Source organism: Micromonospora sp. WMMD710, from assembly GCF_029626045.1.
Classification (GTDB): domain Bacteria; phylum Actinomycetota; class Actinomycetes; order Mycobacteriales; family Micromonosporaceae; genus Micromonospora.
The window spans coordinates 4,692,207-4,719,204 of record NZ_JARUBD010000001.1 but is presented as its reverse complement, the minus strand read 5'-3'; the positions used below and the strand labels follow the sequence as shown (position 1 = coordinate 4,719,204).

Below are 26,998 nucleotides of genomic sequence, written 5' to 3'. Positions count from 1 at the left end.
AGATTGTTCCGCGCCGCGAGCGTGTGCGAACAGCCACTCTGCGTGGCCTTTCTTCTATGTCGCAGGGGTGGGTTCTGATGGTCGGGCACGGGGGTACGCGTCTGCTGACTCGGCGCAGACGACTGGTCGCGATGGTGGTGGGCGCATCGTTGATTGCGGGTCTGCTGTCGGGTTCACCGGCGGCGGCCAAACCGCGAGACGACCAGCCGGCGAAGCCTCCGGCGACGTCGCCCGGACCGTCCGTCAAGGGGGTCAAGCCGCTACCGACGAGGTTCGTGAAGCCACCGGACGGGGCGAAGCACTCCTACACGCCGACGCGGACCTCGTGGCCGAAGGCGTCTTCCGCGCGGCTGGCGTTGACGCCGCCGACTGATCGGTCGGCGGCTCCGGTGAAAGCGCGTGCGGCGGGCACGCCCGTCTGGGCGCAGCCCGTGGCGGTCGCCGGTCGGTACGCGGCTCCGTCGAGCGTGGACGTGCAGGTCGCCGAGCCGACCGCGGCCAAGGCCGCCGGGGTCGATGGCGTGCTGCTGTCGGTGCGCCCGGCGGGGGTTTCTGGTTCTGGCCCGGTTCGTGTCGGCGTGGACTACGGCGCGTTCGCGGAGGTCTTCGGCGGCAACTACGGCTCACGGTTGACGCTGGTGCGGCTACCCGCCTGCGCGTTGACGACACCGACGGTGCCGCAGTGTCGAACCGCGACTGCGCTGCGGTCGCGCAACGACATCGCCGCGCGAACGGTGTCTGCGGAAATCCCGGTCGCGGCTACCGACGTCCAGAAGGCCAGCGGTTCCACGGTGCTGGCGGTGGTGGCGAGCGCGGCCGACAACGGCGGCGACGGGGGCACCTACGCCGCGACGGACCTGAAGCCGTCCGGGTCGTGGAGCGGCGGCGGGAACACCGGGTCCTTCACCTACTCGTATCCGATCACGGTCCCTCCGGCAGCGTCGGACCTGACGCCGACGGTGGCGCTGTCGTACGACTCGGCCAGCGTGGACGGGCAGACGGCCTCCACCAACGCGCAGTCCTCGTGGGTGGGTGACGGCTGGTCGACCCCACACTCGTACGTCGAGCAGACGTTCGCCTCGTGCATGGATGACCCAGGCGGGTCGGCGTCACCGGTGAAGACATCCGACCGCTGCTACGACGGGCCGATCCTCACCCTGTCGTTGAACGGGTCGTCGACGGCGTTGGTGTGGGATGCGACCAAAAAGGTGTGGAAGCCTGAGTCGGACAACGGTGAGGTCGTCACCCACGTCGAGAACTCCGGCAACGGGTCCGGCACCTACAACACCGACTACTGGCGGGTGACGCTGCGCGACGGCACCGTGTACGAGTTCGGGCGCAACCGGTTGCCGGGCTGGACTTCCGGCAAGACCGCGACGAACTCCGTCGATCACACGCCCGTGTACTCCCCACATTCCGGTGATCCCTGCTACCAGTCATCAGGCTTTGCCGCGTCGGTGTGCACGATGGCCTATCGGTGGAATCTCGACTACGTCACCGACGTGCACGGCAACGCGATGGCCTACTACTACGACCAGGACACCAACTTCTACGGCCGCAACATGGGTGCCAGCGACGTGTCGTACATCCGCGACAGCCACCTCGCGCGCATCGACTACGGCTTCACCGCGGGCGGCGCCTACGGCACCGTGCCGAACCGGGTCGTGTTCAACTCCGACGCCCGGTGCGTGTCCGGAACGTGTAAGCCGTTGAACGCCTCCACGAAGGCAAACTGGCCGGACGTACCGTACGACCTGGTCTGTGACTCCGGGGCCGACTGCGACGACTGGAGCCCGTCGTTCTTCTCCACCGTTCGCCTGACGTCCATCGAGACGCAGCAGTACGACACGGCGAGCGCCAAGTACGAGAAGGTCGACTCCTACGCGCTGACCCAAACCATGCCCGCCACGGGCGATGCCACCTCCCCGACGCTGTGGCTGACCTCGATCACCCGTACCGGGCACGACCTCAGCGCCGGCGGGTCGGCCGATGCGATCACCTTGCCATCGGTGTCCTTCACAGACATCAAGCTGGCCAACAGAGTCGACGTCGCCGGTGGGCTGTCGGCGTTCTACCGGCGACGTATCGCCACCATCACCACGGAGACTGGCTCGGTCATCAATCCCAGCTACGAGCTTCCCGTGCCCTGCGCGGCCCCGGTCACGACCGATCCGGCCAACAACACGAGGTCGTGCTACCCGGCTTACTGGACTCCGGATGGCGTGACCGAGCCAAAGAAGGACTGGTTCCACAAGTACGCCGTCACCCGGGTGACCTCCACCGACCCGACCGGCGGCTCGACCGGCCTGTCGACGAGCTACCAGTATCTGGGCGGCGCGGCCTGGCACTATGACGAGAACGAGGTCGTCAAGGCCAAGTACCGCACCTACGGTCAGTTCCGCGGCTACGCCAAGGTGCGGACGTTCACCGGCGACGGCGTCAACGACCGACGCACCCAATCCGACACCGCCTACTACCGCGGCATGTCCAAGAACAACACCACCACGACGGTCACCCTCACCGACTCCGCCGGCGGCACCCACGAAGACATCGACGAACTCGCCGGTAAGGAACTCGAGTCAACCCAGTACCTCGGCGAGAACGGGCGGGTCGACTCGTCGACGATCACCTCGTACTGGGTGTCCGGGGCGACCGCCACCCGCAGCCGGACGGGCCTGCCAGCCTTGAGCGCCCAGTGGGTACAGCCGGTCAAGACCTACAGCCGGCAGGCGATCACCAGCGGGACGTCGACAACCTGGCGGTACACCGCCACCGATAGCAGCTACGACGCGAACATCACCAGTGCGACTCTCGGCGAGCTGAAGCACACCTACACCTACACCGTGCCCGCGAATGCGGCCTACGACCAGTGCAGCACCTACACCTACGCGCCGGTCAACACCGGTAAGAACCTGGTCGGCTTGGTCGCCGAAACCGAAACCGTCGCCGTCGCCTGCGCGGGTTTCCAGCAGGGCAGCCCGGCCAGTGAGCCCGGAAGCGTCAACACCCTGTCCGCCCCGACAACGGTCAACCGACCGGCCCAGGTGGTGAAGGCGCAACGTACCTTCTACGACGACACCACCTTCTCCACCACTTTCCCCCAGCCCACCGCGCCCACCGCGGGCAACCCCACCATGACCCAAATCGCGGCGGACTGGACCTCCAGCACCTACCAGTGGCAGACCGCCAGCAGGTCGACCTACGACTCCTTCGGTCGAGTCGCCGACAGCTACGACGGCAGGGGCAACAAGACCGCGAGCGGCTTCACCATGAACGCGGCGAATCTCGTCGTCGGCACGTCGACGACGAACGCGTTGAACCAGTCGGTGTCCACCACCGTCAACCCACGCCGGGGAAGCGTGCTGACCAGTACGGACGCCAACCAGGTCACGACCCGACAGCAGTACGACGCGGTAGGCCGAAACACCGCGGTGTGGCTGAACTCCCGGCCCACCAGCAAAACGGCCAACCACAAGTTCAGCTACACCGTGTCCAAGACCGGTGTGACCGCCGTGCTCAGCCAGACGATGAACAACTCCGAGCAGTACACGCGCTCGGTCACGATCTACGACGCCCTGCTGCGCAGCCGCCAAACCCAAACGATGACCCCGACCGCGCAAGGCGGACGAATGGTCACCGACACGTTCTACGACACCCACGGCTGGGTCCGCGCCTCGAACAACGGCTGGTGGGACGACGCCAACCTGCCACAGGTCACCACCCCGGTGTCAGCCAGGGACCTGGGCAAGCAGGTACCGAACCAGACCTTCACCACCTACGACGGGCTCGGCCGGCCGGTCATCGTCGTCGCCGCGAAGAACGGTGTGACCGTCTCGACGACCACCACCGCCCACGGCGGTGACCGCACCACCGTGATCCCACCCCAGGGCGGCGTCGTGACCGCCACGGTGACTGACCCTCTGGGCCGCAAGAGCGAACTGCACGAATACAGCAGCACGCCCACGCTGACCACGCCAGCGGACACCTTCAGCGGCGCCTTCACCGTGACCGGCGGCACGGCCGCCGTGAGCAAGTACGGCTACGACAGCCACGGCAACCAAGCCACCCTCACCGACGCGGGAAGCCAAGCCACCCCCGGCGCCACGAGCAACGTCTGGACCTCCACCTACAACCTGCTCGGACAGGTCGTCGCCAAGTCCGACCCCGACGCGGGCGACAGCACCATGCGCTACGACGCCAACGGCAACCTCACCCAGTCCACCGACGGGCGAGGCAAGACGCTGTCCTACACCTACGACGCGCTGAACCGTAAGACTGGGGAGTACGCCGCCTCCGTCGAGAACCAGTCGGCGGCGAACCAACGCAACACGTGGCTCTACGACAACAGCAACACCGTCTCCGGCGTCACCAACCCGATCGGCCAGTTGACCACCACCATCGCCTACCGCGACGGCCAGGCCTACACCACCCAACACAAGGGATTCGACGTCTTCGGCAACAGCCTCGGCGTCACCATCACCATCCCCGCCAGCGAAGGCGCACTCGCCGGATCGTACGTCTTCGGACACACCTACACCTCCGTACTGGGCCTACCCCTGACCGACACCTACCCATCGAAGGGCAGCCTCCCCTACGAAACCGTGGTGCACGGCACCACCGGCGCGTTCGACCTCCCCAACAGAATCGGCGGCCTCGCCGGATACACCCAAAACGTCAGCTACGACGCCTGGGGCCGGGTGACCCAGCAACAAATCGGATCCTCCACCAGCTTCGCCAACGTCACCAACATTTACGACACCCACAACAGCCGACTGAAGAACCAAACCATCACCCGATCCACCGCAACACCAGCAACCGTGGACACGCAGGAATACGAGTACGACCCCGCCGGCAACATCACCCAAAAAATCAGCAAGCGATACGGCGCCGTCACCCCGGCTGAAACCCAGTGCTACGGATACGACGGCCTCGCCCGACTCACCGAAGCCTGGACCGCCACCGACGCCTGCGCCACTACCCCGACCGACGCGAACAAGTCCATGGTGGGCAACACCATCGGCGCCGGCAGCGCCTACTGGACCAGCTGGCAGATCGACCTCATCGGCAACCGCACCCAGCAAACCGAGCACAACCTCACCGGCGGCACCGACACCAAGACCACCTACGCCTATAACGGCAATGGTCAGAACAAGCCCCACACCCTGACCTCCACCACCACGACCGGCGGCTCGACCGGCACCACGTCATACGCCTACGACAACGCCGGCAACACCACCGGACGCAACGCCGCCCAAGGAAACCAAAACCTCACCTGGGACGACGCCGGCAAACTCACCGAAGTCACCGGCGGCACCAGCGGCACGAACACCTTCATCTACGACGCCGACGGCAACCTGCTCCTACAGAAGGAACCCGGCAACAACACCCTCTACCTCCCCGGACAGCAACTCACCCTCAACACCTCCACCGCAGCCATCAGCGGCAGCCGCTACTACGCACTCCCCGGCGGCGGCAGCTGCATCCGCACCGGCACCGGCACCGCCTACACCTTCGCCATCACCGACCACCAGGGCACACCGAGCCTCTACCTCGACTACACGGCTCAAAACCCGACTTGGCGGCAATACACCCCATACGGCGCTCCCCGAGGTGCCGCCGTCACCGCACCCGACAACCACGGCTTCCTCAACAAGCCAATGAGCCCAACCGGACTCACCACCGTTGGTGCCCGCTCCTACGACCCCACCCTCGGCCGCTTTGTCTCTGTGGACTCGCTGCAAGATGTGGGCCGGCCGCAACAATGGAATGGTTATTCCTATGCCAACAACACTCCCGTCACCTCTAGTGATCCGAGTGGTCAGATTCCGGCTGACTGCCGGGAGTTTGACTGTTACGGCTACAGCGTCGAAAATGGGTGCCCTTCCGGTTGTGGCAGCACCGACAACGTGAATTGGGGAAATGAGAACGGCAAGTCGTCTACCAAGGCGGGGGCAGGCTCGAGCAAGAGTGTGACTGTCAAACTCAAAGGATTCACCACCCCTCACGCCGGGAGCGACAGTCCCGCTTTCAATTCGGCGGCCTGGTATGAGCGAGCACCAATTTCACTGACGGGCGTGAGTAGCCTTATCGAGACGGAAGCTATTGCTGACTATCTCTGCCTACGTGGTTTGAGGACAGCTTGCGCGATGTGGGGCTACTATCTCAGCGCTGCAGGGGGCGACTATGAAATCGATCCGGCGATGCTCTTCTCGGAAGATAACTTTGTCGCAGACGTCGATCAAGCCAAGGGTGATATCCTGGCCGCATCGAAACAAGCGTGTGGTGGGGTAGAGGTGTGCTCGGTCCAGTTTGACACGCAATGGCGCGAAACGCTCGCTACGAGTGAGGATGCGCCAGTGAAGCAGGACTTCGCCTGGGGTATCGGCCGCGCTCGAATGCGTCTCAGTGGAAATGCAGTTCTTACCCGCGGCTCCGGCGGACAATACTCGTACAGCGGGTCATATTCGCTGGAGGTTGGGAAAGACTGGAATTTTGACAAGAATAAGAAGCCAAATATTAGGGGCCATGAAATTAGCTTGGAGCCAATGAGAGTTCTCCCGAAGTACGGATACGCTCGGGAGTATTTTCTTACTGGGTCGAGGACCTACGGTTGGACGGGTTGATATGGCGCGACACGCGTGGCTTGTGGCGGCTATCATAAATGCATTGATACTTTCCGCCTGTACTGGATGCGAGTCGCATGGAGGTGGCCGGACCGGTGAGACAATCACAGAAGTTTTGGCCGACTACGACCTCTCGCTTCCAGCGTGTGCTCAACGAGCGGCCAGCTTTTGGGACAGTCCGGACGAAATGGATAGAAGCCTCGTTTATGAGGCTGACCTGGATGGGTCTTGCTTGGACCAAATTTTGCCGAACGTGAATCTAGATCCGGGTGAACTGCTGCCGCATGAAGTGCTGCCTTGGTGGGTGGGTTCAGCGAGGGGGGAGGTAGCGCGGAGTGAGGTGGTGGGTGCAACCACGGTTCTGCCGAAAACGAACGCTCGCCCAGAAATGCAAGTTGATCTATACATTTTGAAGTCGAATCCTCCGAAGTTATTCCTTCGCGCAATTTATCCATAATGAAATGATTCTGGTGGGAGGGTCGCCGGGCGCTCGCGTCGGTTAAGAACGCGGGCGCCCGGTGATCTGCAGCTGATTGGCGGAAAACGCCCGCTCGTACTTCCCGACCACGATCGCGTCGAACCCGCGATCCGGATCGTCGAGCGCGGCCAGCAGCGCAGCGGCCTGCGGACGCTGCCGCCAACCGCGGCGGCGAGAGCAGCGACATCGAAGTATTCGGCAACGATCGCCCCGTGACCGGCGATGAGCTCGGCGGCGCAGTCCCGTTGCCAGTGCCGGGAGGTCACCCGGTCCTGGTGCTCGACGGTCGACATCCGGCCGTAGAACGCAAACCGTAGGCCGGGCTGCCTATGGGTAGGTGGTTGCGGATTGTGCGGCTGGTTGTGGAGCCAACGGGTCAGCGGATCGAGACCGTCGCTCGCACGTGTTCAGCCTGAGGTGAATCGCTGATTCGGACCTGCTGTCCACTGTGGCTGGGCTGGGCTGGCATGATCTTGGTGTGCCGGCCGCGTCGCAGCTTCCCTCGTATGAGGACCTGGTGGGGATGCTTGCTGAGCTGCGGGTTGAGGTGGAGCGGCGGCGTGAGGACAACGAGTGGCTGCGGGTGGAGAACGCCGAGTTGACGCGTCGGTTGGGGTTGAACTCAACGAACTCGTCGAAGCCTCCGTCGCCGGATGGGTTGGGTAGGCCGAGGCCGTAGCCGATGGGTGGGGGTCTGGGCAGCGTCGGGGTAAGCAGCCGGGTTCGTCGGGGTCGACGCTGGAGCTGGTCGCGGATCCGGATCACACGCTGGTGCACCGGCCGGATCGGTGTGTGAATCCGGCGTGTGGTGCGGACCTTGGTGACGCGGCGGAGTTCGGGCGTCAGCGCCGGCAGGTCTTCGAGTTGCCCGAGCCGATGCTGGTGGTCGCTGAGCATCAGGTGGTGGCGCTGGTGTGCGGGTGTGGTCAGGTCGGCGACGGTGAGGCCCCGGCGGGGGGTGACCGGCCGTGCGCAGTACGGGCCGGGGGTCAAGGCCGCGGCGGTGTATGGGCGTGGGGCGCAGTTCCTGCCGTTCGCGCGGGTGGCCAAGCTGCTGGCTGATCTGTGCGGCGTGTCGGTGTCGACCGGGTTCGTCCACGCGGTGGTGGCTGAGGCGGCCCGCCGGTTGGGGCCGTTCACCTCGCATGTCGCGGCGTTGCTGCACGCGGAGAAGGTGCTGCACGTCGATGAAACCCCGGCCCGCCTCGATGGTGGGTTCAAGTACGTGCACGTCGCCTGCACCCCGATGCTGACGTCGTTTCACGTCGGGGGCCGCAGCAAGGCCGACATCGACGCCGGTGGGGTAGTGCCCGACTTCGACGGCACCATCGTGCGTGACGGCCATGCCGCCTACCAACACCTCACTGACGCCGAGCACGCCTGGTGCGGCGCGCATCTGATCCGTGACCTACGCGCCGTGCACGAGGCCGACCCCGCCGGCCAGCAGTGGGGCGGAGGTGATGGCCGACACGCTGCTCATGGCCAAGTCGACCGAGTAGGCAATCGACGCCGGCCAGGACACGTTGACCGACGCCGAGATCAGCCATATCCGGGCCTGCTACGCCGGCGCGGTCGCCTACGGCCGGCAGCAGAACCCGCCCAACCGCCACGGGGAACTGTCCCGGGCCGGGAAGTTGGCCGAACGCTTCCACACCCGCCGCGCCATGATCCTGCAGTTCGTCGTCGACCTGGCCGTGCCGTTCACGAACAACCAGGCCGAACGTGATCTTCGCCCGGTCAAGCTCCAAGAGAAGATCTCCGGCACCTGGCGCAACCTGCAAGGACTATCCGACTTCGCCGCCGTCCGGTCCTACCTGTCCACCGCCGCGAAACAGGGCCTGGACGCACTCGACGTACTCAAACAGCTGTTCACCACCGGCCCGTGGATGCCCGCCGCTCCCTCAAGCTGAATACGTACGGTCGAGGATGGTGAATGGCCTGGTCATGTTGCGGGCTGGCGCGATCGTGCAGATCGTCCGTCGAGACTGAGGAGAGGCGCGGAGATAGCTGTCGAGTTCAGGTTGACCCTGGCGGGTAATCTGTCCCTGGACCACGTGGCTGATCTCGTGGCAGCCGAACCCGCCGAGAAGCCGAGGCCGAGTGGCACCAACCCACGGCTGCTCGGTGCCCGCCTCTACGACACCCGCGGGTACGCGCTGACCGTCTCCTCAGGCAGCCAGGGCTATTTCGATGCCGAGTGCGACGACGGTGCCCGCTGGGAATGGGAGCCGGAGACGTACGTCGACATCGACTTCTCCATGCGGGCAGACGACCTGCTCGACAAGGGGATCCCGAACATGATGAGGGCCGTGGCCCGTGTGTTGGCCGTCCGGCAGGAGGACGCGGCGCTGGTCCAGAACGGCAACTGGCTCCTGCTGACCCGCGTCGGGGGCACACTCCGCAGACACCGGCCTACCTGGTGGAGCCACTACGGCATAGACGACCCCATCACCCAATGAACCAGCCGAGCGCGGGTGACCCGCTCGCGGACGACGCGGCTTCGACCCGTCGTCCGTGGGCGACGTCGATGTCGTCTTCCTCGACCCGGCGGACCTGACTCGCGACATCGACGACCCGGGCCGCCGCGCGGCTGATCGCGACCCTTCCGGAATCCCCCGTGTAAGGCGGTGCCCAGCCGGGGAAGCGGCTAGCCCTCCGTGATCTTCGATGATGTGCGCGGTGTGTGCTCTCCAGCGGATGCCAACCGGGGTGAACCGGTGCCAACGTGGGTCACCATGGCCGACCGCCAGTCGCAAACGGGGGTTTGTGTGCTCGGTGTGTGGTCCTGGGCTGCGACAACGGCGGTCCGGGTGACGTGGGTGAACGTGGGCCACTCCCTGCCACCCCAGGTGAACCCCCAGGTCGCTAGACTAGGCCCTCGCGCCCTCGTAGCTCAGGGGATAGAGCATCGGTTTCCTAAACCGTGTTCTTATCTATGCCGCAGGCTGATGACCTGCGGCTTCTCTCTTCTGAGGCCCAGGAATGGGTCGCACGGGCGCGTCGCTGTGGTCGCCTGCTGAACGATTGCGGGGTGGGCATTTGCCCTGGTCAGGAGTCGCTCGCGGATCGGGACGTACATGATCAGGGCGACGCCGATCAGGCAGATGCCGGAGCCGATGACGTCCCACCGGTCGGGTCGGAACTTGTCGACGATCACGCCCCAGGCGACGAACACGCCGCCGTAGGCGGCGAGGATGCGCCCGAAGTTCGGGTCGGGCTGGAAGGTGGCGACGAATCCGTACGCGCCGAGGGCGATGATTCCGGCCGCGATCCACCACAGCCCGCGGTGTTCCCGCCAGCCCTGCCGGATGAGCCACGCCCCGCCGATCTTGGACAGGGCGGCGACGATGAATAGCAGGATGGAGCAGACGACGGTCATCGGTGCACCGTAGACGCCTGGCGGTGGCCCGCGATCATGCCGGCGACCCGGTTGAGCAGCCGCAGCCGCTCCCGCCAACGCAGCCGCCGCGGTGGGAGCGGCGCATCACCCACCACCAGGCACCGCCGGCGAGGGCGGCGAGAGTCACGGCGATGCCGGGCATCCACGAGTCGGCGGCGGCCCAGCCGGCGTCGGACAGGATCCCGGCGGTGAGCAGCAACGGGATGGCGCAGCACGCCGCGCAGGCCAACACAGCCAAGCCGGTCAGGCCGAAGGGGAGCCCGCAGCGGGTTCGGCCAGCATTCTGGTCAACGGTCTTCGGCATTGGGGACTCCTCTGACGGCGATGGCGAACGGGATGGGGCAGCACGGTTGCCCGGCGCATTCGACGAGGTCGTCGCAGCCGGCGTCCACCGCGGCGCGGAGGGTGTCGGCGATGACGTGCAGGTCGGCGATTTTCGCCTCGACCTCGGCGAGCTTGGCGTGAGCGCGGACCCGTAGGCCGGAGTCAGGGCCGTGGCGGTGTTGGCCCGCGTCGAGCAGGTCGGCCACCTCGTCGAGGGTGAACCCGAGCCCCTGCGCCGCCTTGATCACTCTCAGCACGATGACCGCTTCGGCGGGGTAGAGGCGGTGTCCGCCCAGGGTGCGCTCTGGTTCGGCCAGTAGGCCTCGGCGCTCGTAATAGCGCAGCGTCTGCGGGTTCACCCCCGCCGCGGCGGCGACCTGGCTGCTGCGGAGCCCGCTCACGCCGCCATTCCGGCGGCGGCACGTTGCGCGAGGGCGTCGAGGACGTCGACGTGCCCAGGCGGCACCTGCACGTCGAGGCGCAGAGTGCCGGCGTCGATGGTGATGGTGAAGGTGAAGTACGAGCAGCAGGCAATTTCCCGGCCGGTCAGATCGCGGGCGGTCATTTCGGCGGCGGGGTCGAGGCGCCACCGCAGGTGGGTGGGGGACTGTCGCTGCTGTGTTAGCAGGGCGGTGGTGAACATGTCGTCGAACTCGGCCAGCCGTAGCGGCCGTTGAATGCTCGGTAGGGTGCACTCCTCGGGCACCCATGCCTGGTCATCGCTGCTCATTTCTATGACGGTAAGCCTGTACTTGGGTACCGGATGCAAGCCCAGCGCTCGACGAAGTCGCCGTGGCGCCGCCGCCAGCCTTCTGATCGCCACTGATTCACCTGCCCGCGGTAGTGCCTCGGTCTACCCCCAGCTCAGACGCTGGGGGTAGACCCCGTGGTGGTGGGTGTGCGGATTGATCCGGGCACGCGCGCGACACCCATCGGATCGAGCGCCGGCGCTGCCGCTCCGGCGTTCACCAAGGGGCAGCGTGGCTCAAGGCTGGGTCGACAGGAACACGCTCAGGCCCTGGGCGCTGCCCTGATTGACGGGGGGATTTTACCGGCGGCGGCGGATCTCGGCGAGGCGCTCTTCGTAGTTCGTCACGCTGTCTCGCCGGAGCCAGTAGACGTTTGGCTGGCGGGCTGACGCCAGCGCGCAGATCCGGGCTAGGTTCAGCCGCACCAGTTCGATGATGTGGTCGCGGGCGGCGTCGCCGGGAAAAAGGAACATGTGCACTTTGGCTTTGAGGAAGGCTTGCAGCTCCAGGTCCCGCTTGAGGATGTACTGGTCGCGGCCGAACACGACCCAGCCCTTCTCGCCGATCACCGGCAGCCAGTCCTCGTCCCTGACGCCCTGCTCCAGGCGCTCTCGGGTGAAGACGGACGCGGGGCTGTGGACCTGGTAGCCGAGGTCGGTGATGCATCGGCGCAGCGACCGGCCGTGCATGTTCTCGTCGATGTAGAACTCAGGCGGCGCGGCCCAGGAGGACGCGTGCGGCGGCTCGGGCGTCGTGGATGTCGATTCCGAACTCGTCCGCGACTGTTTCAGCGCTCTCACCCGCCTTCATCATGCCGGCGACGTCCGCCACCCGGGTTCCCGTGGCGGCAAAGATCGGCTGCCCGAACGAGCGCCGCATGTTGACGATCACCTTGGCTGGCTGCCAGTTGGACAGCGTCAGCTGCTCGGGGATTCCGTCGCTGTCGAAGGCGATGTACTCCATGTGATCGGCCACGATTTCCTTGATCACATGTTGGTTGGTGCCACCGACGATAAGGCCCTCGCCGGGGCGGGTTGTGTTGAAGTCCCAGAGCACGTCGATGCCGTCAGTAGCCAGCTCGGGTGCGATGAGGACGTACTCACGGCCAAACTGCCGCTGGAGCTCCGTCAGAGCTGGGCGGATCTTCTGCGGACGCACGCCAGCGTTCCGCAGCGCCTCCAGCACGTGTGCCTCGGCTAGGGCGATGAACGTGACCGGCAGGACGTCCGGATGGCCATCGGCGACGTGCAGCAGCGGACCGCCGCGCTGGTAGCCGCGCGCCCAGCGGTGGAAAGTCTGTTGCGGGACCCGGAGATGACGCCCGGCTTGGGCCAGATTGAGAATTCCTTCCGTAAAGCGGACATCATCCATTTCTGCCCCCTTTCGATGCGTCATTGATTCGCTGTCAGCAGCATTGCATACGTAGCCTAGGGAGCGCACCAACGTGGGGCGAGGCGCTCGTGGCGACGCTCGCCCATGCTCTGGGCGGTAGCGGGCCGAGTGGCGCCTGGAGTGAGCCCGCGGACGGCAGGACTGGCAGGCGACCCGTTTTGCTCGGCTAACCCCTTTGACACCGGGAAGGTTCTCAGGGTCTAGCCGGTCCTACGTGCCAGCGGCGACGTCAACGGCGAGGGCGAGCAGGGCTGTGATCGTTTGGAGGACGCCGAGGGTCAACGCGCACAACGCGATCCGGGCTTCGAGCGTCATGCGCTTGCCAGGCGTCTCGGATGTTACTGGCGGCGCGACGCTGGGAGCAGTTGCCTGCGCTGGGTACAGCGGAAGGGGCGCGAACGACGGCAGCACAATATGCAACCGGTGGAGCCACGGATCGAGCCAGCTAGCCGCACCTAGATGGCGAACCCACGCCACCACCTTCTGTCGCCCGTGTTGCCGGCAGCTGACGAGAATTTTTCCGTCCTTCGTACGCGGCTTCCTGGTGGTCTTGGTCAAGACGAGGCACTGGGCGTTGATGCTGAAGCCGAAGTAGTAGCACAGATACAGAAGGAGACTCGCCGAGCCGAACATGATGCATGCGACGTTGTCCCAGAAGGTGGGTTGCGCTACGGGCTCCGAGTTCGCTGTCAGGAAAAGCACGACAGTGCAATCTGCAGTAGGCAATCAACCGGGCTCGGACTGTGACCGCCCTATAGGCCAGGTCCGCTCGATCCTCGGGCCTGTGGCGGTGACCGAGTTGAGTGGTCGGATGGAGGTCCTCGAACTTGCCGTCGATCCGATCGCCCGGCGAGGTGGTCTCGGCCGGCGGATGCTCGACGCTCTGGTCGAAGACCGCCCGGCGTGGCTGATCACCGTACCGACGATCCCCGGTACGACGGGCTTCTACGACGCCGTCGGCTGGCAGAGGTGCGGGACCGGCCACGGCATCGCGCTCTACCGGAATGCGCGCCTCACGGGCGCCGGCTGACGCTAGTCACCCGGCGACCGTGATTGGTGCACTCCCAGGACAGAAGACGGGCGCTGAGGTCGGCCCCGCTGGGTATGGGTGCGGGCGAGGTGCACCGTCGTCAGGTCGATCCGCAGCGCGTTCGCCCGGACTCGTTCGTGGACCCGCACGGTGCCCAGGTGCGCCACCACCCGATCCGATGCTTCTGTGATCAATCACGTCCGCTAACGACATCCGAGCCCTTGTTGCAAGATAATGGCAACAGCCAGACTGAGGCAGCAATGAGAGGACGTACCTGATGGCCGTGTACAACCTGCCCGACCTGCCCTACGACTACGGGGCACTCGAACCCGCCATGTCCGGGGAGATCCTGGAGTTGCACCACGACAAGCACCACGCGGCGTACGTCAAGGGCGCCAACGATGGGCTCGACCGGCTTGCCGAGGCACGGGACAAGGGCGACTACGCGACGCTTGTCGGGTTGGAGAAGACGTTCGCGTTCAACCTGTCCGGGCATGTGCTGCACTCGATCTTCTGGAACAACCTGTCCCCGGACGGCGGTGACCGTCCCGATGGTGAGTTGGCGGCGGCGATCGAGGAGCACTTCGGTTCCTTCGACGGCTTCGCCGGGCAGTTGTCGGCGGCGACGAAGGGTGTGCAGGGCTCCGGGTGGGGTGTGCTGGCGTGGGAGCCGTTGAGCCAGCGGTTGATCGTGGAGCAGGTCTACGACCACCACGGCAACGTCGGGCAGGGTTCCACTCCGGTCCTGGTCTTCGACGCGTGGGAGCACGCCTACTACCTGCAGTACCGCAATGTGCGTCCGGACTATGTGGATCGGCTGTGGAACCTGGTCAACTGGACCGACGTCACCGCCCGTTTCGACGCCGCCCGCGCCGCGACCCCGAAAATCTGATCCAGCGTGAGCGGGTACACCCCCGAGGCGGCCGAGATCGTGCAGCGCGCCGCCGGAGTCATCGCGGCCAAACACCGCGGTGACCTCGCTGGCGCCGAGGCGCTGATGTCGGCGTTCAGCTCCGAGCAGGCCCGTACTCTCGGCTTCTACCTACTGGCCGATCTCGCGCTCGGCCTGGTGAAGGCGCAGAGCGGCCAGACGATGGACGACCTGGTCCGGGAGCTGTCCCTGCTCCTGGCCGACACCGCCCAGACACCACCGGCCTGAGGTCTGTCGGGTCCCGCGGACCACGCGGGACCCGACGGACGAGGTCAGCTCCCGCATCGCCCATCGGGAGGGTCTTCTCGCCGCGCCCCCGGACAAACAACAGCGGCGGGAGACTCAGATCCCCCACTTCGAGTTGCTCCACAGATGTCGCCAACGGGGCAGCTCCGGTGCCCCAACCTCGATCAAGCTCCCACCTGGACGGTGGCGGGGTCGAGGTCGACGATCCGGTCGGCCCAGCGGTCCATCAGGATCTGGTCGTGGGTGATGACCAGGACACCGGCGTGCTGTGCCCGCTGGTAGTCGCTGATGATCGCGGCGACGTGGGCTTGGGTGGAGGCGTCGAGCATCGCGGTGGCTTCGTCGCAGAGCAGGTAGTCGGGGCGGTGCACGAGGGCCCGGGCGAGGCAGGCGCGTTGTAGTTGCCCGTCGGACACGGCGTGTGGCCGTCGGGTGCGCAGGTCCGGGGTGAGGCCGACGAGGTCGGCGAGTTCGGTCACCCGCTCGCGGACTGTCGCCTCGGGTGTGCGGGTGGCGCGCAGCGGTTCGGCGATCAGGTCGGTGAGGCTCAGCCGGGGATCGGCGGCGGCGCGGGGGCTCTGGAAGAGGACGGCGACGCGGGTTCGTAGGTCGACCGGTACGGCATAGCGAACGTCGGTGACCGGAGTGGCGTCGATGCTGACCTGGCCGTGGTCGGGGCGGTGCAGGAGGGCGAGTACCCGGGCCAGGGTGGATTTGCCGCAGCCGGACGGCCCACGGAGACCGACCGTTTCGCCGCGGCCGATGCGCAGGGTGACGCGGTCGAGCACGACGTGGCGGCCGTACCGGACGGTCACCTCGTCGGCGAGCAGCTGCGGGGTGGTCACGTGTTTGCTCCGGCGGGGATCGGGTGGTGGCAGGCCACGGTCGCGCCGTCACCGGTCTGGGCCAGCGGCGGCTGGGTGGCGCAGGTGTCGGTGCGGCGGGGGCAGCGGGGCGCGAAGGCGCAGCCGGTGGGCAGCGCGGTGAGCATCGGCGGGTGGCCGGGGACCGGCCGGAATGCCCGGTCCGGGAGGGCGTCGAGCAGCGCCGCGCCGTACGGGTGGGTGGGCGCGGCGAAGAGTCGGTCAGCCGCTTGGTGTTCGACGATGCGGCTGGCGTACATGACGGCGACGGTGTCGGCGACCCGGCGGGCGGCGGCGAGGTCGTGGGTGATGAGCACGACGGCGGCGCCGGTGTCGCAGCGGCGGCGCAGCAGGTCGAGGGTGTGGTCCACCAGGGGTCGGTCCAGGCCGGTGGTCGGTTCGTCGGCGATCAGCAGTGACGGGTCCGGTGCCAGGGCGAGGGCGGTGACCAGGCGTTGGGCCATGCCGCCGGAGAGTTCGTGGGGGTAGCGGTCCAGGTCGGCCGGGTTGAGCCCGACGTCGACCGCGAGCCGGTCGGCGTCCGCGCGGTCTCGGCCGTGCACGCGCAGCGTTTCGGCGAGCAGTCGCCGTCCGGTGCGGACCGGGTTCAGGGCGGTGGCGGGGCTCTGCGGTACGAGTCCGACGCGGCGACCACGTACGGTGCGGGCCAGGTGGCGCTGCCCGCAGGTGACCAGGTCGACCGGTTTGGTGTCGGGGTGGTGCAGCACGGCGTGGCCGGTGATGGTGGCGTTGCCGGGCAGGAGGCCGAGCAGCGCGTGGGCCAGGACGGACTTGCCGCAGCCGGACTCACCGACGACGGCCAGCAGTTCGCCGGTCCGGACGGTGAGGCTGAGGTCGGTGACGGCGTGCACGCTCGCGTCGGGCAGCCGAAATTGAACACTGAGGCTGTCGATGGCGAGCAGCGGTCGGCGGCCGGCTGCGGCGGAGAGCGCCGGGGCGGTGGTGGGCGCGGTGGCGGTCACAGGTGCAGCTCCGCTCGGATCCGGGGATCGAGGCGGTCGCGCCAGTGGGAGGCGAGGACCGCGATGGCGAGGGTGACGACGACGATGACCGCGCCGGGTGCCAGGCTGGCCCACCAGGCGCCGGTCAGCAGCGACCCCTGACCGTCGTTGATCATGTTGCCGAGTGAGGCGAGGTGCGGTGGCAGGCCGAGGCCGAGGAACGACAGGGCGGTCTCGTGCCACACCGCGTGCGGGATCATCAGGGTGGTGGCCAGCGCCAGTCGGGGCAGGACGTGTGGCAGCAGGTGCCGCGTCAGGACCCGGCTCCGGCTCGCTCCGCCGTTGATGGCGGCGTCGATGAACGGCCGAGTGCGGAGGCTGAGCAGTTCGGATCGGACGATGCGGGCGGTGGATAGCCAGTGAGTGAGCCCGATGGAGGCGATCACCGCGCCGAGGCTGGGACGCAGCATGGCGACAATGAAGATGCCCAGCAGCAGGTGCGGCATCGCGGCGATGGTGTCCACGATCCGCATCAGGATCCGGTCGACCCGGCCGCCGATCGTGCCGGCGATCGCGCCGACCAGCCCACCGAGGACTGTGGCGACCAGGGCGGCGACGGCGCCGACGAGCAGCGAGACCCGCAGCCCGTAGACGGCGCGCTGAGCCACGTCCCGGCCGAGGTCGTCGGTGCCGGCGAGGTGGGTCAAGGACGGTGCCAGCCGGGTCTGATCCAGGGCGACAGCGCTCTGGTCGAGCGGCCAGACGAACGGAGCGAGCAGCGAACCGACGATGGCGACGACCAGGATGAGGCCGGCCGTCATGGCGCCGATGTGGCCCGGCCGCAGCCGGTATCGGACTGGCCGCAGCAGCCGAGGCCGGGCGGCGAGGTCAGCCATCGAGTCGTACCCTCGGATCGGCGGCGGTGTAGGCGAGGTCGGCGGCGAGGTTCGCGGCCAGCACCACCGCGGTGGTGACCAGCGTGATCGCCGCCAGCAGCGGGAAGTCGCTGCCCAGCGCGGCGGCGACGGTGACGGCGCCGAGGCCCGGCAGCGAGAAAACGGTCTCGACCAGCACCGCCCCGCCAACCAATTCGGGCAGGTGCGTGCCGATCAGGGTGAGGAACGGCAGCAGCGCGGTCCGCAGCGCATGCCCGAACAGCACCGTCCGCCCGGGCAGACCACGGGCCCGCGCCGCGAGCACATGGTCGTCGCGCAGGCTGTCCGCCACCGCGTCCCGCACGAACAGCACGAACCACGGCGCCTGCGACACCGCCAGCACCCCGACCGGCAGGATCAGGTGGTGCGCCACGTCAGACCAGGAGGTGCCGGTCGCGGTGACGTCGGTCAGGCCGCCGGCCGGCAGCCAGCCCAGGGCCAGCGCGAACACGGCGATCGCGGCCAGGCCCAGCCAGAAGACCGGCATCGACTCGACCGCGTAGGCGCAGGCCCGCAACGCGCGGTCGAAAAGCCCACCCCTGCGGTACGCGGCCAGCGCGCCCAGCAGCAGGCTCGCGACCAGGACCACGGCGAGGGCGACGCCGATCAGCAGCAGCGTCCAGCCGGCCCGGGCGGCGAGCACCGAGGCGACCGGCTCGTGTCGGCTGGTCGACCAGCCCAGGTCGCCCTGGACGAGGTTGCTGATCCAGCGCAGGTACTGCACCGGCAGCGGGTCGTCGACACCCCAGTTGGCGCGGATCTGCGCCAGGTTCTCCTCGCTGGCGGTGAACGCCGCCGCCCCGGCGTACTGCTTCGCCGGGTCGACCGGCGACGCCGCGCCGAGGGCGAACATCCCGACGCTTGTCACGCCGAGCACCGGCAGGGCGACCAGGAGCCGACGCCGAACCACCGCCCCCGCTCCGGCCAGACGACCCGAGCGACGGCGCGGCGACGATGTCCGGCCGATCACGCGCGGGTCCAGGTGTTGATGTTCCACCAGAGGCTGTTCGCCACCCCGTGCTCGTGCGCCTCGACCCGGGGGGCCACCCCTTGGACCGAGGACTTCAGCACGTAGGTGTGCCGCAGGTAAGTGAGGAACAGCCAGGGTGCGTCGGCGGCGAGTTCCTTCTGCAACTGCGCGTACGCGGTCTTGCGGCGGGTCGGGTCGGTCTGATCCCGACCGTCCTGCAGCGCCCGGTCGGTAGCGGCGGAACGGTACGAGCCGGGGTTGAAGTAGCCCTGCCCCGCGAACTGCGAGCCGAACAGCTTGTAGGAGATGAAGTCCGGGTCGTACGGCGTGCCGTACCCCATGAGCAGGGCGTCGGACTTCATCCGCGGGTCGATGGCATCCCAGGTCAGCCCCGCCGGGGTCACCTCGATGCCGATCTTCTTCGCGTCCGCGGTGACCGCGAGGGCCAGGTCCTTGCGGAGCGTGTCGGTCGCCGGGTACATCAGCGTGAACCGAGCCGGCCGGCCGTCCTTGGCGCGTACCCCGCCCGGGCCGGGCGTCCAGCCGGCCGCGTCGAGCAGCGCCGCGGCGGCGGCCGGGTCCGCGGTCGGTGTGCCGTTGGTCGAGGGCTCCGCGAACTCGGAGGTCGGCGGGATCGGACCGTACGCCGGATCACCGGCGCCGCCGAGGATGCCGGTCACCATCGCGGACCGGTCAACGCCCAGGTTGAGGGCCCGGCGGACCGCCGGGTCGGCGAGGACCGGATTACCCATCGGCAGCATCACGCCGCGGTAGTCGGCGGTCGGCACCCGCTGCACCTGGTACGTGGCGTCCGGGTCGAAGCCGGCGGCGAGCTTCGGCGGCAACTCGGCCGCGTCGAACTCGCCGGCGCGCATCCGCTGGGCGCGGACGTTGTCGTCGGCGACGAACGCGACCACCACCCGATTGTTCGTCGGCCGACCGCCGAAGTAGCGCTCGTTCGCCGTGAGCACCAGCCGGTCGCCCGGCGTCCAGGACTCGACTGTGTACGGGCCGGTTCCGATCGGCTTGCGGTTGAACCCGGCGGTGTTGATGTCCTGCCCGGTGAGCAGCTTGGCCGGCACGATGCCGAGGGTGAGCCGTTGCAGGAACGGCGCGTACGGGTAGCGCAGCCGGAACACGACAGTCGCGGGATCGGGAGCGGTTACCGACTCGACCATGTCCAGATCGGAGCGCAGCGTCGAGTCCACCTTCGGATCCAGCACGGCCTGGTAGGTGAACACGACGTCCTGCGCGTTCAGCACGGTGCCGTCGTGGAACAGCACGCCGTCGCGGAGTTTCGCGGTCACGGTGCGGCCGTCCGGCGACACCGCAGGTAGGGCAGTGGCCAGGCCCGGGATCAGCCGGTTGTCGGCGTCCCGGGCGACGAGCCCGTCGAAGATCAATGACGCGCCGTCGACACCGTAGTTGAGCACGGGGTTCAGCGCCTCCGGCTCGTCGGCGGTGGCGACGACAAGCGTCGCTGCACCGGCCGCATCGTCGGGGGTGGCCGGGGCCGAGCAGGCGGCCAGGGCGAGCATCCCGGCCGCCGCGGTCGTCACCACGAGGCGCCGGAAGGTCGGACGCAACCGGAACACAGAACGCTCCTGAGCTGGGAAGTGGAGTGTGGGCGCGGAGGCACAGTGCCGTCCGCAGCCGCAACCGTTGATGATCACGGTGGCATAGTTGCCACTCCTTGGCAATTGCCAGACTTACGCATCATGAACAGACGCGCCCTTGCACGCCGAGGCTTCCGCACCCCGCAGCGGCCCTTACGCCTCGCCTCCGAGCGCTCACACGGGGTGGCTTCGTGGGGCGAGGGGTGCTCGGCCATCCGACCGCCGCCGCGATGAATGCCGGCACCCCTCGGCCCGGCGCCGTCGGCCCTTCATTGACGCACCCACATGTGTGATCAACGTGCTGTTCATGTGGGTGTTCCGTGCCGCACACCGGCCTGGACCTGCGTGTTTCCTCCACCCAGGCACGGTGGGGAATCCTCAGCTCACCGCAAGATCCGGAGCATCCCCTTGTCCCTGCACGGACGTCGTCACCGACGACGCAGCGCGGTGGCCGCCCTCCCGTTGGCGGCACTCGCCGTCACGGCGTCCGTCGCGGCCTTCCCGGCCCCGGCGGCGGCGCATCCGTTCGGCGATCCGCAGACCGTAGAAGTCACCGCCGATGACCAGCGGCCCGAGGCCGTACACGTGCGCTGGCGCGTCGGCGGTCCCGACGACCTGACCGTGCTCGGAGTCTCCCTCGGCCTGCTGCCGCACGACCGAATCCTGCTCGACGGCGCGGTCGACTACCGCATCACCGATCCCGCGGTGATCGCCTCGTCGAAGCAGTTTCCCACCTATCTGCTCCAGCGGATCACCGTCGCCGACGGCGCCCAGCCCTGCGCGGGCACCGTCGCGCCGCCGAAAGCTCTGGCCAGGGTCGGCGCGAGCATCGACTACACCTGCCCGGGCCCGGTCGAGCGGGTCACCGTCGCGGTGCGGATGCTGACCGACCTGAACCCCGCCTACCGGGCCATGGCCACCGGCCCCGGCGGACAACGCGCCGTGTACGGCTCAGGTGAGGACACCCACGACTGGACCCTCGTCGGCGCGCCCGCCGCGGGCAGCACCCACCTCGGCCGCAGCGCCGCCGTCCAGATCACCGCCCTCGCGGGCGGGGCGCTGCTGGTCACGGGCGCAGCGCTGGTGGCGGCGAGGCGACTGCGGCGACGGAAGGCCGGAGCATGAGCGCGACCACCATCTTCTCCGCGTCCGTGTCGGACCGGTTGCAGGATCTCATCCACTCGCCGGGTGTGCCGCCGCTGGCGTTCGTGCTCGCGTTCGCCGCCGGCGCGGGGCACGCCGTGGCCCCCGGGCATGGCAAGAGCCTTGCCGCAGCCTACCTCGCCGGCTCACGTGGTCGGATCCGCGACGCCGCCTGGCTGGGCGGCTCGGTGGCCGTCATGCACACGCTCTCGGTGCTGGTGATCGGCGTGGCGTGGACGTTCCTGTCCCTGTCCAAGGTTATCCAGATGCAGGAGCTCACGAGCTGGCTGCAGCTTGGGGCCGGCCTGATTGTCCTGGCCACCGGTGGGTGGATGGTGCGGCGGCACCTGCACGCCGCCGGCCACGGTCACAGCCATGGTCACGGGCACAGCCATGGTCATGACCATTCCCATGGGCACAGTCATGACCACGATCACGATCACGAGCACGGCAAACGGCCGGGTCTGTTTCTACTCGGCATCTCCGGCGGGTTGACCCCGTCGCCGGCCGCGTTCCTCGTGCTGGCGACCGGGCTGTTCCTCGGCCGCGCCGGCTTCGCGCTGCTGCTCGTTCTCACCTTCGGCCTCGGGATGGCCGTCGTGCTCTTCGGCGTCGGTGTCCTCGCGGTCGCCGGTAGTTCCCTGGTCACCCGAGGCGCCCAGTCGCGCGCCGTGCTGCGACTGGCTACCCGTGTGGCTCCCGTGCTGGCCGCTAGCGGCATCACGCTGTTCGGCGCCGGCCTCGTCACGGTCGCGGCGTTTCACCTCGTCACACTCGCCTAGCGCATTGACCGCCCACAATCACCCTGGGCTGGCCGCGGGGCTGCCTGGGGTGAAGCCGCGGATTTGGTCGTGGCCTGACCCATCTCTGGGCGGTAGTCCCGGCAGACGCTGGTCCTCGCGTCGCGCGCAACGTCGACGACCGGCGGCTACCTCTTGAGCAGTGTGATCAGCGCGGTATCGGCCTGGACCAGGACCGATGGGCCGTAGAGCGGTGTGGCCAGGGCTCGTCGGCAGTGGTCGAGTTCGACGTAGATCGCGTCGCCGGTGATGGTGGCGTCGAGCAACACGGCGAACCGGTCTGCGGCGTCTGCGCACTGCTTGGCGGGGCGCGGCACCGCCAGAGTCCGTTCGATGGCCGCGCGTCGCTGTGGTGGCAGGAGGAGTCCGTACTCGAAGGTCCCGGCGGGCTGGGGCTCGCCCTGCTGCTGCGCAGGCACCCGGTACACGCACAGCCGCACCTGGGACGGAAGCGACACCCGGCCCGGCCGTGGGCGGTACCTCGGGTCCCTGGTCTCGGTGGCCACCATGTCTGACCAATCCTGGTGGCATCCGGAAGCGGCGGCTCCAGCCGAGACGAGTTCCCGGACGACCGTCTCCGAGACAGTGGTCAGCCGCAGGCCCCGCACCGCCGCCGCGACCTCGGGGCGTGCCTTGCCGCAGTCGTCGACCGGCAGGCCCGGTCGGATCCATCGGCCCAGCGCGTCGAGTAACAGCAGGTTCGGCACCCAGGGCATGTCCGCAGTACAGGCTTCGACGGTGGTCGTATCGTCGGGTAGGCGCAGTGCGGCAAGGAGCGCTGTCACGTCGGTGGCCCGGCCCTCGGTGAGGACCAAGTCCTCACCGCCGTCAACGCGCCGTTTCGGCTCACGCTGGCAGTGAATTGCGGCCGAGACGGTGAAGTCGGTGCCCAGGCGGGGCATGGCGAGGGCGTCGAGCGGGCGCCCGTCGTCTCCGACCGGCGCGTCGACCGCGCACGACGTCCACCCGCCGCGCATGGCCGGTGTGCCGGTCACCGCAGCCGATGGGCGCACCTCCCGCCCACCAGAGGGTGCCTCAGCAGCCGTGGGCGCGCCAGCGCACGCGGTCAGTCCGGCCAAGGTCATCGTGACGACGAACCCATTGACGATTACTCGCATATCGCTCCTTGGCGACAGAATGCACCCAATCCGTGCACCCGTGAGACGGTGTCGGCGACGATGCGGTTCCCGGTCAGTTCCCGGGCTTGGGTCCAGTGACGGCGGCGGTAACTCGTGTCTGCGTCAGCCCCGATGCCCACCGTGCGACCCATCCGTGAGCCGGACTGCGGGCGGGGCGTTGGCGCGGTGGTGGCCGGGCACCGGCCCTCCGGTGAACATTTGAATCTTGCTCACATCTGATGTTGCACAGCATTGGCATTTGCGTAATCTGAGCGATAGTCCAGGTCAGCAGTGGTGTGGGGGAGCGGGAAGTGCACATTCCAGACGGGTATCTGAGTCCGCAGACCTGCGCGGCGGCGTTCGTCGCGGCGGTGCCGACGTGGGCGGTCGCCGCGAAACGGGTGACCCGAGTGGTGAAGACCCGCAACGTGCCCCTGCTGGCCGTTCTGTCCGCCCTGAGCTTCCTCGTGATGATGTTCAACATCCCGATCCCGGACGGCACGACCGCGCACGCCGTCGGCGGCGTGATCATCGCCCTGACGCTCGGGCCCTGGGCGGCGGTGATAGCCGTATCGGTCGCCCTGCTGTTCCAGGCGCTGCTCTTCGGCGACGGCGGCGTGCTGGCCTACGGGGCCAACGTGGTGAACATGGCGATCATCCTGCCGTTCGTCGGATACGGCGTGTACCGGCTGATCGCCGGCCGAGCCCCGCTGAACGCGGGACGCCGCACCGTCGCCGCCGCCATCGGCGGATACGTCGGGATCAACGCCGCCGCGTTCGCCGCGGCCATCGAGTTCGGCATCCAGCCGGACCTGTTCCACACCGCCTCCGGCGCCCCGCTGTACTCGCCGTACCACCTGTCGCAGACCATCCCGGCGATGATGCTGGCCCACCTGACGATCGCCGGCGCGGCCGAGGCCATCCTCACCGGCGGCGTGTTCGCCTACCTGGCCCGCACCGACCCGACCCGGCTGGCCGCCAACCACCCCGGCATCCCCCGCACCGCCGGTGACACCGCCCCAGCGCGCGCCGGTCGGGCGTTGACCCCGGCCCGGGTCGCGGTCGGCTTCATCGCGATCATGGTGCTGCTCACCCCGCTGGGCCTGCTCGCCCCCGGCGGCGCGTTCGGCGAAGACGCCCCGACCGACCTGAACCTCGGCGAACTCGACCTCAACGCCGTCCCGGCCGGTCTGGCCCAATACAACGGCTTCTGGAGCCACACCCTGCTCGGCGGGTACGGGTTCACCGACGGCCAGCACGCCAACCTGGGCTACATCCTCTCGGCAGTCGTCGGTATCGCGGTCACCGCGGCCCTGATCTTCGCCGTCGGCAAGGGAATCGAACTGCTGCTGCGCCGCCGCACCTCAGGGCACGAGCTGCACGCCGAAGAGGCGACCCGGGCATGAAGGCCACCGTCGACCCCGCAACCGCCAGCCAGACCCCGGCATGGCTGTTGCAGGGCGAGGTCGGTCTCTGCCCATGCGGCTGCGTCGGCGTACGCCGCAAGGGATCCTTCGTCGAGAAGACCCTGACCAGCGGCGCGGGCCTGCTGCGGCAGGTCATGTTCAGCGAGGACGTCGCCGCCCAGCGCGGGCTGCTGCAACGCCTCGACCCCCGGGTCAAAACTCTCGGACTGCTGATCCTGCTCGTGGCGGTCGGGCTCGTGCACCACATCGCGATGCTCGTCGCCGCATACGCGGCCACCCTGGTGCTGGCCGCTGCCTCGAAGCTCCCGGTGGGGTTCTTCGTCAAGCGGGTCTGGCTGTTCGTGCCGATCTTCACCGGCATCATCGTGTTGCCCGCCACCCTGTCGATCGTCACCCCCGGCCACGTGCTGCTACCCCTGTGGCACTGGCACGGCACCGCCCAGGGGTTCACCACCCAGGGCCTCACCTCCGCCGGGCTGGTCATCACCCGGGTCGCGACCTCGGTGTCACTGGTCGTCCTACTCACTCTGACCACCCCGTGGACCCGACTCCTCGCCGGCCTGCGGGCGCTGGGCGTACCCCGGATCTTCATCCTCATCATCGGGATGGCCTACCGGTACATATTCCTGCTCCTGGCCACGGTCATCGACATGTACGAGGCCCGAAAGGCCCGCACGATCACCGTCGCCAGCCACGACGGCCAGGCCCGCCGGTTCCTCGGCGCTACCGCCGGCGCCCTGTTCGGCAAGGCCCACCACCTCTCCGAGGAAGTGCACCAGGCGATGGTCGCCAGGGGCTACCGGGGAGAGGCCCGCACGCTTAGCGGCTTCCGGCTGCGCGCCGCCGACGGCATCGCCGCTGCGCTGGTGCTCGCCGCCGCCGTCACGATCTATGCAGGAGATGTGTTCCTTGGCCGCTGAACAACCCACCGCCGCGAACCTCCACGCTGGCACCGGTCCCCGCGATCACGACGGCGCTGTCTTTTCCTGCCGCGACCTGCGCTACACCTACCTCGACCGGTTCCCGGCCCTGGCCGGGGTCTCCCTCGACGTGCGGCCGGGGGAGCGAGTCGCCCTGCTCGGCCCAAACGGCTGCGGCAAATCCACCCTCCTCAAGCTCCTCGACGGCCTGATCTTCCCGGACTCCGGCACCTTCACCGCGTTCGGCCACCCGGTCACCGAGGACGTCCTGGAAGACGAACAGTTCTCCACCGCCTTCCGCTCCCGCGTCGGATTCGTGTTCCAAAACTCCGACACCCAGGTGTTCTCCCCGACCGTCCGCGACGAGGTCGCGTTCGGCTGCCTGCAACTGGGTCTCTCCGAGGACGAAACGCGCACCAGGGTCGAGGACGTGCTGCGCATGCTCGACATCACCGATCTCGCCGACCGGGCACCCTTCCAACTCTCCGGCGGGCAGAAGAAACGGGTCGCTATCGCCTCGGTTTTGGTGATGAACCCCGACGTGTTGCTCTTCGACGAACCCACCGCAGCCCTGGACCCCCGCACCCAGCAATGGCTCATCGACCTGATCGTCGAACTCGGTGCCGCCGGCAAGACCATCGTCCTGGCCACCCACGACCTGGACGGCCTCGACACCATCGCCGGCCGCTGCCTCGTCTTCGCCGAAGACCACACCATTGCCCGCAGCGCAAGCCCCACCGATGTCCTCGCCGACCGCGACCTCCTGCTGCAGGCCAACCTCATCCACGACCGCAGCCGCACCACCCGTTAGTACCTCGGGCACCCACGGATTCCCCGGCAACCGGTGGAGCATGCCGGCGTAGCAGCAGCCGGGTCGCACGAACCACCAACAGGGCGCCACAGTCGCGCTGACCACCGAGGGCCCATCCGGCTGAGACACGAATGAGCCACACACGGAGTCCGCTCTCGGTGCTACGCCTGCCAGGACACTGGCTCAGCGGGGGAGCGGTCATGGCTGTGTGTGGTCCGCCGGAATTGTGGCTGACGAACGATGTGCCAACCGCTCCCCGC

General features: G+C 68.0%; 22 protein-coding genes and 2 pseudogenes. 11 read left to right on the top strand and 13 right to left on the bottom strand.

Features of this window, described 5'->3' with window-relative positions; all coding sequences use genetic code 11:
* The first annotated feature begins 56 nt into the window (after positions 1–56).
* The 3 genes and pseudogenes from O7620_RS21755 to O7620_RS21745 all read left to right on the top strand — a co-directional run bounded on the left by O7620_RS21755 (position 57) and on the right by O7620_RS21745 (position 9,560).
* Entirely contained in the window at positions 57–6,623 is a 6,567-nt protein-coding gene (locus O7620_RS21755) for an RHS repeat-associated core domain-containing protein (RefSeq protein WP_278124792.1), read from the top strand.
* Between the two features lie 2,001 nt (positions 6,624–8,624).
* Positions 8,625–8,873, top strand: a pseudogene (locus O7620_RS21750) (transposase); the annotation flags it as partial.
* Between the two features lie 231 nt (positions 8,874–9,104).
* Positions 9,105–9,560, top strand: coding sequence for a SitI3 family protein (locus tag O7620_RS21745; protein WP_278127103.1), 456 nt, complete (start codon positions 9,105–9,107; stop codon positions 9,558–9,560).
* Between the two features lie 608 nt (positions 9,561–10,168).
* On the opposite strand, the pseudogene O7620_RS21740 reads toward O7620_RS21745, so the two are convergent.
* The 7 genes and pseudogenes from O7620_RS21740 to O7620_RS21710 all read right to left on the bottom strand — a co-directional run.
* Positions 10,169–10,480: pseudogene (locus O7620_RS21740) on the bottom strand (YnfA family protein); the annotation flags it as partial.
* 34 nt (positions 10,481–10,514) lie between these two features.
* A complete protein-coding gene (locus tag O7620_RS21735; protein ID WP_278124789.1) occupies positions 10,515–10,805 on the bottom strand; it encodes a hypothetical protein in 291 nt (96 codons plus the stop codon).
* Complete coding sequence (locus tag O7620_RS21730) at positions 10,789–11,226, bottom strand: MerR family transcriptional regulator (RefSeq protein ID WP_278124787.1); 438 nt, start codon at positions 11,224–11,226, stop codon at positions 10,789–10,791. The genes O7620_RS21735 and O7620_RS21730 overlap by 17 nt, the downstream gene beginning before the upstream one ends.
* On the bottom strand, positions 11,223–11,555 hold the full coding sequence (locus O7620_RS21725; RefSeq protein ID WP_278124785.1) for a hypothetical protein: 333 nt from the start codon (positions 11,553–11,555) through the stop codon (positions 11,223–11,225). The genes O7620_RS21730 and O7620_RS21725 overlap by 4 nt, the downstream gene beginning before the upstream one ends.
* Before the next feature lie 318 nt (positions 11,556–11,873).
* Positions 11,874–12,263, bottom strand: coding sequence for a hypothetical protein (locus O7620_RS21720; RefSeq protein ID WP_278124783.1), 390 nt, complete (start codon positions 12,261–12,263; stop codon positions 11,874–11,876).
* Between the two features lie 19 nt (positions 12,264–12,282).
* Positions 12,283–12,945, bottom strand: coding sequence for a DUF433 domain-containing protein (locus O7620_RS21715; RefSeq protein ID WP_278124782.1), 663 nt, complete (start codon positions 12,943–12,945; stop codon positions 12,283–12,285).
* 231 nt (positions 12,946–13,176) lie between these two features.
* Entirely contained in the window at positions 13,177–13,668 is a 492-nt protein-coding gene (locus O7620_RS21710) for a hypothetical protein (RefSeq protein WP_278124780.1), read from the bottom strand.
* A gap of 82 nt (positions 13,669–13,750) precedes the next feature.
* Between O7620_RS21710 and O7620_RS21705 the strand changes: the two genes are divergently transcribed.
* The 3 genes from O7620_RS21705 to O7620_RS21695 all read left to right on the top strand — a co-directional run bounded on the left by O7620_RS21705 (position 13,751) and on the right by O7620_RS21695 (position 15,155).
* Positions 13,751–13,996, top strand: coding sequence for a hypothetical protein (locus tag O7620_RS21705; protein ID WP_278124778.1), 246 nt, complete (start codon positions 13,751–13,753; stop codon positions 13,994–13,996).
* A gap of 277 nt (positions 13,997–14,273) precedes the next feature.
* On the top strand, positions 14,274–14,888 hold the full coding sequence (locus O7620_RS21700; protein WP_278124777.1) for a superoxide dismutase: 615 nt from the start codon (positions 14,274–14,276) through the stop codon (positions 14,886–14,888).
* A 6-nt stretch (positions 14,889–14,894) separates the two neighbouring features.
* A complete protein-coding gene (locus O7620_RS21695) occupies positions 14,895–15,155 on the top strand; it encodes a superoxide dismutase (protein WP_278124776.1) in 261 nt (86 codons plus the stop codon).
* A gap of 182 nt (positions 15,156–15,337) precedes the next feature.
* Here the strand turns inward: O7620_RS21695 and O7620_RS21690 are convergent, their stop codons facing one another.
* The 5 genes from O7620_RS21690 to O7620_RS21670 are packed head-to-tail and all read right to left on the bottom strand — an operon-like array spanning position 15,338 to position 20,498.
* Complete coding sequence (locus tag O7620_RS21690) at positions 15,338–16,018, bottom strand: ATP-binding cassette domain-containing protein (protein WP_278124775.1); 681 nt, start codon at positions 16,016–16,018, stop codon at positions 15,338–15,340.
* The gene (locus tag O7620_RS21685) at positions 16,015–17,019 is read right to left on the bottom strand and encodes an ABC transporter ATP-binding protein (protein WP_278124774.1); all 1,005 of its coding nucleotides are present in this window, start codon (positions 17,017–17,019) and stop codon (positions 16,015–16,017) included. Before O7620_RS21685 ends, O7620_RS21690 begins: the two co-directional genes overlap by 4 nt.
* Positions 17,016–17,894 carry an ABC transporter permease gene (locus tag O7620_RS21680; RefSeq protein WP_278124772.1) on the bottom strand — a complete coding sequence of 293 codons (879 nt, stop codon included), beginning with the start codon at positions 17,892–17,894 and terminating at the stop codon, positions 17,016–17,018. The genes O7620_RS21685 and O7620_RS21680 overlap by 4 nt, the downstream gene beginning before the upstream one ends.
* Positions 17,887–18,843: an ABC transporter permease gene (locus tag O7620_RS21675; protein ID WP_278124771.1), complete on the bottom strand. Its 957-nt coding sequence runs from the start codon at positions 18,841–18,843 to the stop codon at positions 17,887–17,889. The genes O7620_RS21680 and O7620_RS21675 overlap by 8 nt, the downstream gene beginning before the upstream one ends.
* Positions 18,844–18,899: 56 nt before the next feature.
* A complete protein-coding gene (locus O7620_RS21670; RefSeq protein ID WP_278124769.1) occupies positions 18,900–20,498 on the bottom strand; it encodes an ABC transporter substrate-binding protein in 1,599 nt (532 codons plus the stop codon).
* Positions 20,499–20,966: 468 nt separating this feature from the next.
* On the opposite strand from O7620_RS21670, the gene O7620_RS21665 reads away from it, so the two are divergent.
* Together O7620_RS21665 and O7620_RS21660 are read left to right on the top strand one after the other, a co-directional pair.
* A complete protein-coding gene (locus O7620_RS21665) occupies positions 20,967–21,644 on the top strand; it encodes a hypothetical protein (RefSeq protein ID WP_278124768.1) in 678 nt (225 codons plus the stop codon).
* On the top strand, positions 21,641–22,444 hold the full coding sequence (locus tag O7620_RS21660) for a cobalt transporter (protein ID WP_278124767.1): 804 nt from the start codon (positions 21,641–21,643) through the stop codon (positions 22,442–22,444). Before O7620_RS21665 ends, O7620_RS21660 begins: the two co-directional genes overlap by 4 nt.
* A 146-nt stretch (positions 22,445–22,590) precedes the next feature.
* Here O7620_RS21660 and O7620_RS21655 read toward each other — a convergent pair whose 3' ends face one another.
* The gene (locus O7620_RS21655) at positions 22,591–23,457 is read right to left on the bottom strand and encodes a hypothetical protein (RefSeq protein WP_278124765.1); all 867 of its coding nucleotides are present in this window, start codon (positions 23,455–23,457) and stop codon (positions 22,591–22,593) included.
* A gap of 434 nt (positions 23,458–23,891) precedes the next feature.
* Here O7620_RS21655 and cbiM point away from each other — a divergent pair, with 434 nt between their 5' ends.
* The 3 genes from cbiM to O7620_RS21640 are packed head-to-tail and all read left to right on the top strand — an operon-like array spanning position 23,892 to position 26,738.
* Positions 23,892–24,986 carry a cobalt transporter CbiM gene (gene cbiM, locus O7620_RS21650; protein WP_278124764.1) on the top strand — a complete coding sequence of 365 codons (1,095 nt, stop codon included), beginning with the start codon at positions 23,892–23,894 and terminating at the stop codon, positions 24,984–24,986.
* A complete protein-coding gene (cbiQ, locus tag O7620_RS21645) occupies positions 24,983–25,927 on the top strand; it encodes a cobalt ECF transporter T component CbiQ (protein WP_278124762.1) in 945 nt (314 codons plus the stop codon). Before cbiM ends, cbiQ begins: the two co-directional genes overlap by 4 nt.
* Complete coding sequence (locus tag O7620_RS21640; protein ID WP_278124761.1) at positions 25,917–26,738, top strand: ABC transporter ATP-binding protein; 822 nt, start codon at positions 25,917–25,919, stop codon at positions 26,736–26,738. Before cbiQ ends, O7620_RS21640 begins: the two co-directional genes overlap by 11 nt.
* Positions 26,739–26,998 lie beyond the last annotated feature (260 nt).

Excerpts from the sequence above, each read along its gene's own strand:
- O7620_RS21755 (WP_278124792.1), top strand. The coding sequence starts at position 57 with ATGTCGCAGGGGTGGGTTCTGATGGTCGGGCACGGGGGTACGCGTCTG.
- O7620_RS21735 (WP_278124789.1), bottom strand. The coding sequence starts at position 10,805 with ATGCCGAAGACCGTTGACCAGAATGCTGGCCGAACCCGCTGCGGGCTC.
- O7620_RS21725 (WP_278124785.1), bottom strand. The coding sequence starts at position 11,555 with ATGAGCAGCGATGACCAGGCATGGGTGCCCGAGGAGTGCACCCTACCG.
- O7620_RS21720 (WP_278124783.1), bottom strand. The coding sequence starts at position 12,263 with ATGCACGGCCGGTCGCTGCGCCGATGCATCACCGACCTCGGCTACCAG.
- O7620_RS21715 (WP_278124782.1), bottom strand. The coding sequence starts at position 12,945 with ATGGATGATGTCCGCTTTACGGAAGGAATTCTCAATCTGGCCCAAGCC.
- O7620_RS21700 (WP_278124777.1), top strand. The coding sequence starts at position 14,274 with ATGGCCGTGTACAACCTGCCCGACCTGCCCTACGACTACGGGGCACTC.
- O7620_RS21680 (WP_278124772.1), bottom strand. The coding sequence starts at position 17,894 with ATGGCTGACCTCGCCGCCCGGCCTCGGCTGCTGCGGCCAGTCCGATAC.
- O7620_RS21660 (WP_278124767.1), top strand. The coding sequence starts at position 21,641 with ATGAGCGCGACCACCATCTTCTCCGCGTCCGTGTCGGACCGGTTGCAG.
- cbiQ (WP_278124762.1), top strand. The coding sequence starts at position 24,983 with ATGAAGGCCACCGTCGACCCCGCAACCGCCAGCCAGACCCCGGCATGG.